We start from the raw sequence: 10,518 nt of genomic DNA, 5'->3' as shown, positions 1-10,518 counted from the left end.
AACCAGATCAAATCCCGCTCGTCTCGATACCGGAAGCAATATCAAACCGCTCATCAGCCGAGTTTTTCAACACAATCGGGGACCTAGCTGACCAGCTAGGATGGCGACAACTGGGTGGAAAGCAGAATGACCGCTTCTAGCGAGTAAACCGACATAAATTTCTTAACCTTGCACCTTAACGCTCAGAATTCCCGATTCTGGCATGCTGCATTTTATTATTCGATAACTTTTACAGTATATGTTGTGATCTAGAAACGAGGAACAGCGTAAACAAATGAAAATGGAACCGCTCCAGATTGAGGGTAGTCAGGAAATAGACTTCTCAACAAATGATTCGCAAAGTTTCTTTAGTCGGATCAGTTTACGCATTTTAAACCAAAAAAAAAATTCGAACTCCACCGCCGGTATTTTATACCTCAAACGACAGAAAATGAACTTCTTCGTCCGCGCTTTAAGCTTTCACAATGACTTGAGTCCTATGATAGCCGAATGGCGCTTTGATTCTGCTAACGACCACTATCAAGAATATCAACTAGACGCCAAAATGACCAAAACTGGAGCGTTTTCTGTCATCGCGTTGTCTCAACGCTTAATGTCCGGTATCTGGAACTAGTGCCTATAACCAGTCAGTCCGCAATCGAAGGAGCCCAAGCCATTCGAGCTAACGCGTCATCAAAAACCGCAATGGCATAGCACGCTAGCATTTACGAATAGTCACGTTTCTCTATCCATCTCTAAAGGTTCCAGCCATCCGCTATAAAGGACCAACTGCCCAATGAGGCGTAACGCTATCGGTACATCGAAGCAAAACCGCCCGCCTTCGGTCCACTCCCGCGCCGCCGAACGGGGGGGGGGCTAGCCGTAAAGGTCAACACGTTTGAGCTTTTACTATCAGATATTATCCATAACGATACCAGCAGTTGTTTCATCAAGATCGAGAATATTAATTGGATCTGATTTCAACATGGCAATCATCAAAAGAGTGAATCTAAAAGCACCGGCAACGGCTACCTCTGGCTTGACGGCAGGCGCAGATTGATAATCTGCGCCTGCGGTGAAACACATAATAAAACTAATTGCGAATATAGTAATTACTAGTTTCACGCCTTCTGTCCTTTTTGCTCGTTGCAATCAGGCTTTTAGAACGTTGAATGAAGAGCTTTATGATTCGGGTCACAGGCACAACAAAATTCTATTTCGCGCGGCTATCAGGCTTGCCGTTATGTAGAATAAGCTTCCCAGCCGAGTATACTTCAGATAGTCTGCGTACTGCATCATCTAATATAAGATGAGCAAGACGAAATCTCAGGGCGAACTCGTGCTTAATCACATATATGGGGGTTTGCGATCGACTTTTTTGATGAGATGCTAGTCACTGCGCTAGCTGATAAGCAGGGCTCTGTACGAGAACCCTACGCCGGATATGGAAAATGGTTAGACGGCGAAAATCCTAAACGTATTCGCAAAAAGGCGGCCCAAGCCGAGGCGTTTTTTCGTACCACGGGCATAACATTTAACGTATATGGTGAAGAAGATGCCGATGAACGGCTGATCCCCTTTGACGTTATACCCAGAATCATTTCAGCATCCGAATGGCGCAAGCTTTCTCGCGGGATCGATCAGCGGGTTCGCGCGCTCAATGCATTTCTACATGATATTTATCATAGACAGGAAATATTACGGGCGGGGCGTATTCCATTTGATTTAATCGCTAATAATGACGCATTTTTGCCCGCTATGGTAGGTGTTGAGCCGCCGGGCGGGATTTATACGCATATCGTGGGCACGGATATTGTCCGGACCGGTCCGGACGAATTTTTCGTGTTGGAAGACAATGCGCGGACGCCTTCCGGCGTTTCCTATATGCTGGAAAACCGCGAAACCATGCTGCAAATGTTCCCTGAACTTTTTTCGCGCATTCCGGTGAAGGAGGTTAGTAATTATCCTTCAAGCCTGCGCCGCTCTCTTGCAGCCTGCGCACCCGATATTTGCAGCGGCAAACCCGTTGTCGCCGTTTTGACGCCGGGCATCCATAACTCAGCTTATTTCGAGCATAGTTACCTGGCGGATCAAATGGGTGCAGAGCTTGTCGAAGGCCACGACTTACGTGTAGTCGATGGCCGCATTGCGATGCGCACAACGCAGGGCTATACGCCGATTGACGTTATTTACCGCCGCGTGGATGATGAATATTTGGATCCCTTAAACTTTAATCCGGATTCTATGCTGGGCGTTCCGGGGATTATGGATGTTTATCGCAGTGGTGGCATAACCATTGCCAATGCTCCCGGCACCGGCATCGCGGATGACAAGGCTCTGTATAGCTATATGCCGGACATCGTCGAATTCTACACGGGCGAGAAGCCTTTGCTGAACAATGTTCAGACATGGCGATGCAGCGAGCCGGACCAGTTACAATATGTGCTGGATAATCTGGCCGATCTAGTGGTCAAAGAAGTTCATGGATCGGGCGGATATGGCATGCTCGTCGGACCAGCAGCCAGCAAAAAAGAGGTCGAAGCCTTTCGCGCTAAATTAATCGAAAATGCCTCCAATTATATTGCCCAGCCGACTCTTGCCCTTTCCACAGTGCCGATCTTTACCAAGAAAGGTCTTTCTCCGCGCCATGTCGATCTCCGGCCCTTTGTGCTCGTGTCACCCAATCGGATCGAGATTACACCCGGCGGCCTAACCCGTGTTGCAATGACCGAAGGGTCGCTTGTGGTGAATAGTAGTCAGGGAGGCGGCACCAAAGACACCTGGGTGCTGGAGGAATAGGGATATGTTAGGAAAAACAGCAGGCGGTCTATTCTGGATGTTCCGCAATCTTGAACGATGCGAAAATAATGCGCGATTACTCAATGCCGGTTTTCGCATTGCATTAACCCGGTCGGCTACGGCTGGGGCGGAATGGAAGTCCATTCTCACCACAGCGGGATCGGTCGCCGACTATGAGGCGCGGCACGATTGTTATAATTCCGACAATGTTATGGATTTCATGCTCCGCGACCCCAGCAATCCATCAAGCGTAATTTCAACAATGAAGGCAGCCCGTGACAATGCCCGGCTCGTGCGCACAGCGCTGACCCGGGAAGTGTGGGAAGCCACCAACGAGAGTTGGATAACGTTGAAGAAACTCTTGTCTTCGCCCATTGGCGAACAGCAGCTCCCCGACACGCTGGCAACAATCCGCCAGCAATGCGCGCAGGTTCGCGGCGCCACGCTCGGCACGTTGTTACGCAATGACGGATTTAACTTTATTCGACTGGGAACCTTTATTGAGCGGGCCGATAATACGGCGCGGATATTGGACGTAAAATATTATCTGCTGCTGCCGTCCATTGCAAAAGTCGGATCGTCCCTAGACGTCGTGCAATGGGAAACTATATTGCGGTCAGTGTCGGCTCAACGCGCTTATCGGTGGCTAAATGGCGCCGAGATCAGCCCATTGAATATTGCAGAATTCCTCATCTTGCATAAGCAAATGCCGCGTTCGCTAATCTTCTGTTTGCAGAAAATTGCAGATAATCTGGGCTATCTGGCGAATGATTATGGTCAGATACATGAATCTTGCGTAAATGCAGAGACTTCAAACGACCGCATGAAAACCTGCGGTATCGAAGAAATTTTTGAGCAAGGTTTGCACGAATATATTCAGGATTTCATCGCTCAAAATAGTCGGCTTGCTGCACAAATCGAGCAAGATTATCGATTCCAAGGATGACCATGCGACTTATTGTTAATCACACCACCAGCTATGATTATGATGCGCCGGTCATTTACGGGCTGCAGCAAATACGCCTGACACCCAAAGAGCGGGCAGGGCAAAAAACCATCGATTGGGATTTGACCGTCGAAGGCGGCAAGATAGAAACGTCCTTCAACGATCAGCATGCAAACCATGTCAATTTGGTCAGTATTGATCCGGGTGGAGACAAGCTCATCATTCGCTGTCACGGCGAGATAGAAGTCAGCGAGTCTAGCGGCGTCATCGGCCAACATCGCGGCTTTATGGCGTTATGGAATTTCAAACGAGAAACATCGCTGACGACTGGCGGGGCTGCCGTAGCAGGACTTATTGCAGAACTGGGCAATGATTACAGCGATGACATCTCCAAAGCCCATGCGCTCTCCGCTCTCATAGTCCAGCATGTCCCTTATATTATCGGAAAGACCAACGCGGATACAAACGCGGAGGATGCTATGAAAGCAGCCGGCGGTGTCTGCCAAGACCATGCCCATATTTTTATCACGGCCATGCGGAAACTGGGTTATCCCGCGCGCTATGTTTCTGGCTATTTGATGATGAATGACCGCGTTGACCAAGACGCCACCCATGCATGGGCCGAAGCCTATTTTGAGGGCATTGGCTGGGTCGGATTTGATGTATCAAACGGCTATTCTCCCGACGAGCGCTATATCCGTGTGGCCACCGGACTAGATTACAGAGACGCCGCGCCTGTTTCAGGCATGCGTTACGGCGGAACCAAAGAGAATATGATTGTGCAATTGCAGGTGCAGCAGTAACAGGCGCTCTCGCAATTTATCGCGAGTTCAAAGGGTAAGTGACATGACATATTGCATCGGGCTACGGCTCAACAAGGGCTTGGTATTCATGTCCGATACGCGCACGAATGCAGGTGTTGACGATATTGCACAGGTTCGTAAAATGACGAGCTGGGAAAAACCCGGCGAACGTGTGATTACGTTATTATCGGCAGGTAATCTCGCAACAACTCAGGCAGTTGTGAGCTTGCTCGACGAACGTAGCAAAGCCCCAGAGGATCGCAATCCGTCAATTCTGGAAGCGCCGTCCATGTTTCAGATCGCTACCATCATCGGCGAAACCCTTCGCGAAGTAGTAAAAACTTATGCACATGAAGGACAAGAAGCTAAATCTCCGTTCGGTGCTACTTTGATATTGGGGGGGCAAATAAAAGGCAGTGAGCCGCGTCTTTTCCTGATTTATCCAGAGGGTAATTTCATCGAAGCGAGCGATGATTCTCCCTATTTCCAAAGCGGCGAAACTAAATATGGGCGACCCATTTTGGTAAGAGCTTATAATCCAGATATGGCATTTGAAGATGCTATCAAACTCATGCTGGTTTCTTTTGATTCGACCATACGTGCAAATCTTGCAGTTGATTTGCCGTTGGACATTCAAACTTATGAGACAAATAGCTATGCGATAACGGCACAGCAGCGCATCGAACGCGATGATCCCTATTTTCAGGAAATTTCGGTCGGGTGGGGGGAAGCACTTCGCAACGCCTTCCAATCGCTGCCGGATTTTAATTTTGATCGACAGCGATAGCCATCCTAATTCTTGATCCTATTTTTCTATCTGGCAAATGCGGCAGAGGAAACAGTTAGACACTAACAGGAAATCGAGCTTCCAGAATGTTCCGCTGGCCCACAACGCACCGTTAAGAACCCAATTGGTGGCGAATCGAAAAAATCGGGTGTGTGCGCCCTTCAGATGGCGATGTCCGGTGGTCAGGCTACAAGGGTTGCGTTCGCAGTTAGAAATGCGATAGAGTTTCATTCGTAACCAGCCGTTCAGCACGATTAATATATCAATCATTGCCCCGTTTCGCAGTGATTTTCATATCTGCACATCGGTAAAATTTATCAGGAAATCTTTGATTGATGAATACGCTAATTGATTACCGGGAAAAAGTTCGCACACATCATCGCACCGATGAGTCCGAGATTCTAGAATATCTAATATCAAATTTCGGCCCCGATGAGCAGACACGCAAGCGTATTCAAGAACGGGCGATACAGGTTGTCCGGGACGTACGAAGTGCTTCCGGGCCCACCTTGACCGAGAGTTTTCTTGGTGAATATGGTCTTTCTACGGACGAGGGCCTCGCCCTGATGACATTGGCGGAAGCGCTATTGCGGGTTCCCGACAACCAAACGATTGATGCCCTGATTGAAGACAAGATTGGACCGTCCAACTGGCGCGATCATATCGGGCAGTCGGAAAGCTCGCTCGTCAATGCATCAACCTACGCCCTTGAGATGACGCGTAGTGTGATAAATAAGCCCGAAAGCCGTGGACCGCTGGACGCTCTGCGGGGCGCAATAAAGCGATTGGGCGAGCCTGTAATCCGTGTCGCTGTGCGACAGGCCATGAAAGAACTCGGCAATCAATTTGTGCTCGGCGAAGATATGAAGCTTGCGTTGAAGCGGGCAGAGAAATGGAAGGCCAAGGGCGCGACCTATTCCTATGACATGCTGGGAGAAGCTGCGATTACGCAGGAAGGCGCGGATGAATATTTCGCGGCCTATGCCGATGCGATAAAGGAAATTGCAAAGGCCGCCAAGTCTGATGATTTGCGAGAAAACCCCGGTCTTTCGATCAAATTATCGGCTCTTTATCCCCGTTACGAGATGAGCCAGCAGGCCAAGGCGGTTCCTGAGCTCGCCGACCGCGTGGGTGAACTGGCGCGCGCTGCGCGCGACGCCAATATCGGCCTGAATATCGATGCCGAGGAAGCCTATCGTCTGGGTATATCGCTCGATATGATCGAGATGGTTCTCAGTGATCCGCGTCTTACGGGATGGGATGGCTTTGGCGTTGTTGTGCAGGCGTTTGGTAAGCGGGCAAGCTTTGTGCTCGACTGGCTGTATTCCCTTGCTACCCAGCTTGATCGAAAGATCATGGTTCGCTTGGTCAAAGGCGCCTATTGGGACAGCGAAATCAAGCGCGCGCAAATGGATGGTGTGCCAGACTTTTCTGTATTTACGACAAAATCAGCAACGGATATTAGCTATATCTGCTGCGCATCACAGCTTCTGAAAATGACTGATCGCATCTATCCGCAATTTGCCACGCATAATGCGCACAGCGTAGCGGCCATATTGGAAATGGCGGGGAATAATCAGGATTTCGAGTTCCAGAGGCTGCATGGCATGGGCGAAACATTACACGATGCGTTGCTCCGCAATGAAAAAGTGCGCTCACGGATTTATGCTCCTGTCGGGAAGCACCGCGAATTGCTCGCCTATCTTGTCCGGCGACTGCTCGAAAACGGTGCGAACTCGTCTTTTGTGAACCAACTAGCCAATCATACGGTTGCGGCGGAAATGATTGCTACCGATCCATTCGAGACGTTGGAGACCGATCAGCAATCAAGCCAATCAAAGATCATCAAGCCTGCTGATCTGTACCAGCCGGATCGCATTAATTCGCGCGGTTGGGATCTAGCCAATCGTAATGACATGAATGATTATGTGGCAGAGCGCGCGCCTTTTGCCGAAAAGCTATGGCGTTCGTCGCCTATTACAGTACGGCCGGTCACCAGCGGAACTGCGCACAAGATATTCAATCCGGCACGCAACGATAGTCAGGTCGGAGAAGTAATCGAGGCTGATGAGAAGCAGGCGCTGGAAGCTATTGAAGACGCGCGCGCCTGGGATGCCCCTGTGGCTGAGCGTGCTGCGATTCTTCGAAGGGCTGCCGATCTTTACGAGCATCATCATGGTGAGATTTTTGCGTTGCTAGCGCGGGAGGCAGGCAAAACCCAGTTTGATACCATCGCCGAATTGCGCGAGGCGGTCGACTTTCTGCGTTATTATGCCAAAGAAGCGGAGAAACACCCTGAGACCAAGCCGCGAGGTACCATCAGTTGCATCTCTCCATGGAACTTCCCGCTGGCGATTTTCACCGGTCAAGTGGCTGCGGCTCTGGCGGCTGGCAATGCGGTACTGGCGAAACCAGCGGACCAAACACCCCTTATTGCGGCCCTTGCGACCAATTTGCTGCATGAAGCTGGCGTACCTTTGGCTTCCCTCCAGTTGTTGCCGGGCGCAGGCGCAACAGTGGGAGCCGCGATAAGCGGTGATGCCCGCATTAATGGTGTATGTTTTACCGGCTCCACCGCAACAGCGCAGACCATAAACCGGAATATTGCTGAAAAGGGTCAGGCTGATTCACTTCTGATCGCTGAAACCGGCGGCCTGAACTGCATGATCGTGGATTCAACTGCTTTGCCGGAACAATCTGTTCGTGACATTATCACTTCTGCATTTCAGTCCGCTGGACAGCGTTGCTCGGCTTTGCGGGCCCTGTATTTGCAAGAGGATGTTGCCGAACCATTTCTAAAAATGCTGAACGGTGCAATGGACGCAACAGAGATGGGCAATCCCTGGTGGCTGTCGACCGATATCGGACCGGTTATCGATCAAGCCGCACACGATAAGATTAGCACGCATATAGCCACCGCAAAAAAAGAAGGAAGATTGCTGAAGCAGTTGGATTGTCCGGATGACGGTTATTTTGTCGGACCAGCGGTCATCAAGGTCAATGGGATTGATGATTTGGAAGAAGAAATATTCGGTCCGGTTTTGCATGTTGCTACATTTAAAAATAACGAGCTCGATAAGATCATCAGCGATATTAATAATCGCGGATACGGGCTGACCTTTGGCTTACAGACCCGGATCGAGAGACGTATCGACAAACTGACCAGCGCGATGAAGGTCGGGAATATTTACGTCAATCGCAATCAGGTCGGGGCCGTTGTCGGTTCACAACCCTTTGGTGGAGAAGGTCTATCCGGTACTGGTCCCAAGGCTGGCGGACCGCATTATTTGCCGCGCTTTTATAAAAGCGTGAGCCCGATGAAGCCGGTAAATCACGGTAAAGAACTAGATCTGGAAACGGTGCAAGCGGCCATCGACACACTTCCGCCTGCCGACATACGACCACGCAATAGCGAAATTATGCCCGGACCTACCGGAGAATCAAATGAACTATTTACCTATGCGCGGGGCATAATTTTATGTCTCGGTCCATCATCGGAAGATGCCATGAAACAGGCGGAGACGGTTCAACAACAAGGTTGTGAACCCCTGATCTGCGTTCCCGGTGCTACAGGTGAAAAGGCGCTCGACGGATTTGTGCCTCGCGAATCTCTATCCCAGTTGACCGGTATAGATGCAGTTGTCTGCTGGAGTGAAATTGAAGATATTCGTGCGATCCGCAAGGCGCTTGCCCAACGCGATGGACAGTTAATCCCGCTCATCACCGAAGAAAATTTCGGGGGCCGGTGTCTGGTAGAACGTCACGTTTGTATTGATACAACCGCTGCGGGAGGAAATGTCTCCCTGCTGACCTAAGCGTCTTTGGCAGCACCAAATCAGCCGGGACAGCTGTGCATCACTTTGCGGTTAGCCAATGAGGATCACCCTAAGGTCATTCACATTGGTGCCGGAAGGTCCGGTGATGAGCAGCGCATCCGCCTCTTCAAATGCCAAATAGCTATTGTCGTCATCCAACCAACGCTTGGCGTCATCCTTACCGCCCATAGCATCCAAAACGGCTGGCCAGAGGAATGCCCCTGCATTATCTTCTGAGCCATCGATACCATCACTATCGGCAGCGAAACCGCAAATGTCCGGCGCGCCGTCCAGTGCGATGGCGCAGGCAAGAAGATAGGCTGTGCATCGCCCGCCTCGCCCATCGCGGTTGCGAACTTTCACTGTCGCTTCTCCGCCAGAGATAAGCGCGACTTTGCGCCCTTCCGCTTTATACTCGAGCGCTAGCGCCGCATGATCCTGCCCCAGTTGGGCCGCGTCACCTTCCAATGCATCGCCAAGCATGACCGCCTCATAACCAAGCTCTTGCACTGCGTGTATCGCAGCCTGGCACATATCGGCGGGCCGCGCGCACAGCATAGCTTCCACCTTCTGCATATCAGGATCGTCGGGTTTAGGTGTTTCCAAATTGCCATTTTCAAGCCGCGACCTGATCGCATCAGGAATTGCAATGCTATATTGGTCAATTATCGCCAATGTGTCCGCGCATGTCGAAATATCGGGCAGACTCGGGCCGGAACCAATCATCGTTATGTCATCGCCCGGAATATCCGAAATGGCGACCATGTAAGTGGCTGCGGGGTGTGCCCGGGCAGCCAGTCGCCCGCCCTTGATCGCCGAAAGATGTTTGCGGACAATATTCATCTGGTCAATCGGCGCACCGCAGTGCAGCAATTTCCGGGTAATATCCTGTTTCTCGGCCAGTGAAATACCGATGGCTGGCGCGGGCAAAAGGGCACTGGCACCGCCGGACATCAACACTAGCAACTGATCATCTTCGCCCAATAAATCCGCTTCGGCCAACGCCCGCTGTGCAGCCTGGATACCGGCATCATCCGGCACCGGATGCGAAGCTTCGATGATTTCTATATTGCTTGGTGCGAAGCCGGACTGCGCATATCCGTGTCGTGTGACAATCAAACCCGTGGTCCCCTCTGGCAGGCGGTCATGGATCGCAGCAGCCATTTGAGCGGCCGCTTTGCCAACAGATAATAGAAAAATGCGACCCTGTACTTTTGGCAGGCTTAAGTCCTGCATGGCGTGTGAGGGAAGCACCGGTTTCAGCGCCTCAGCATAAATACCCTTTAAAAGGGCTTTTATTGAGTCGGGTTTTGCTGTTTGATGCACTGCACAATATGAGCCCGATTATCAGACCGGGGTCAAGCAACTTTTGGGAGCAATGAACCAAAT

The 10,518-nt window shown here is 50.8% G+C and carries 8 protein-coding genes and 1 pseudogene; 6 read left to right on the top strand and 3 right to left on the bottom strand.

Going from position 1 to position 10,518, the window contains the following annotated elements; all coding sequences use genetic code 11:
• The first annotated feature begins 274 nt into the window (after positions 1–274).
• The gene (locus tag V7676_RS17090; RefSeq protein WP_335660807.1) at positions 275–613 is read left to right on the top strand and encodes a hypothetical protein; all 339 of its coding nucleotides are present in this window, start codon (positions 275–277) and stop codon (positions 611–613) included.
• Between the two features lie 101 nt (positions 614–714).
• On the opposite strand, the pseudogene V7676_RS18895 reads toward V7676_RS17090, so the two are convergent.
• Together V7676_RS18895 and V7676_RS17085 are read right to left on the bottom strand one after the other, a co-directional pair.
• Positions 715–837 (bottom strand): annotated as a pseudogene (locus V7676_RS18895) (DUF4166 domain-containing protein); the annotation flags it as partial.
• 54 nt (positions 838–891) lie between these two features.
• Entirely contained in the window at positions 892–1,104 is a 213-nt protein-coding gene (locus tag V7676_RS17085; protein WP_335660806.1) for a hypothetical protein, read from the bottom strand.
• Positions 1,105–1,365: 261 nt separating this feature from the next.
• On the opposite strand from V7676_RS17085, the gene V7676_RS17080 reads away from it, so the two are divergent.
• The 5 genes from V7676_RS17080 (at position 1,366) to putA (ending at position 9,129) form a co-directional block, all read left to right on the top strand.
• The gene (locus V7676_RS17080; RefSeq protein WP_335660805.1) at positions 1,366–2,778 is read left to right on the top strand and encodes a circularly permuted type 2 ATP-grasp protein; all 1,413 of its coding nucleotides are present in this window, start codon (positions 1,366–1,368) and stop codon (positions 2,776–2,778) included.
• A gap of 4 nt (positions 2,779–2,782) precedes the next feature.
• A complete protein-coding gene (locus V7676_RS17075) occupies positions 2,783–3,724 on the top strand; it encodes an alpha-E domain-containing protein (protein ID WP_335660804.1) in 942 nt (313 codons plus the stop codon).
• Between the two features lie 2 nt (positions 3,725–3,726).
• Positions 3,727–4,527, top strand: a complete 801-nt coding sequence (locus tag V7676_RS17070; protein ID WP_335660803.1) for a transglutaminase family protein — start codon at positions 3,727–3,729, stop codon at positions 4,525–4,527.
• Positions 4,528–4,570: 43 nt separating this feature from the next.
• Positions 4,571–5,314, top strand: coding sequence for a peptidase (locus tag V7676_RS17065; protein WP_335660802.1), 744 nt, complete (start codon positions 4,571–4,573; stop codon positions 5,312–5,314).
• 335 nt (positions 5,315–5,649) lie between these two features.
• Positions 5,650–9,129 carry a bifunctional proline dehydrogenase/L-glutamate gamma-semialdehyde dehydrogenase PutA gene (gene putA, locus V7676_RS17060; RefSeq protein ID WP_335660801.1) on the top strand — a complete coding sequence of 1,160 codons (3,480 nt, stop codon included), beginning with the start codon at positions 5,650–5,652 and terminating at the stop codon, positions 9,127–9,129.
• A gap of 51 nt (positions 9,130–9,180) precedes the next feature.
• Here the strand turns inward: putA and V7676_RS17055 are convergent, their stop codons facing one another.
• Entirely contained in the window at positions 9,181–10,455 is a 1,275-nt protein-coding gene (locus V7676_RS17055; protein ID WP_335660800.1) for a glycerate kinase type-2 family protein, read from the bottom strand.
• Positions 10,456–10,518 lie beyond the last annotated feature (63 nt).

The sequence above is a fragment of the Parasphingorhabdus sp. genome (assembly GCF_036963805.1).
Lineage (GTDB): Bacteria > Pseudomonadota > Alphaproteobacteria > Sphingomonadales > Sphingomonadaceae > Parasphingorhabdus.
Note: the sequence above shows the minus strand (reverse complement) of the source record. Positions and strands in the feature narration are given on the sequence as shown.

Bases quoted from the DNA above. Each gene is read 5' to 3' on its own strand.
- putA (WP_335660801.1), top strand. From the start codon at position 5,650: ATGAATACGCTAATTGATTACCGGGAAAAAGTTCGCACACATCATCGC.
- V7676_RS17080 (WP_335660805.1), top strand. From the start codon at position 1,366: ATGCTAGTCACTGCGCTAGCTGATAAGCAGGGCTCTGTACGAGAACCC.
- V7676_RS17075 (WP_335660804.1), top strand. From the start codon at position 2,783: ATGTTAGGAAAAACAGCAGGCGGTCTATTCTGGATGTTCCGCAATCTT.
- V7676_RS17090 (WP_335660807.1), top strand. From the start codon at position 275: ATGAAAATGGAACCGCTCCAGATTGAGGGTAGTCAGGAAATAGACTTC.
- V7676_RS17070 (WP_335660803.1), top strand. From the start codon at position 3,727: ATGCGACTTATTGTTAATCACACCACCAGCTATGATTATGATGCGCCG.
- V7676_RS17065 (WP_335660802.1), top strand. From the start codon at position 4,571: ATGACATATTGCATCGGGCTACGGCTCAACAAGGGCTTGGTATTCATG.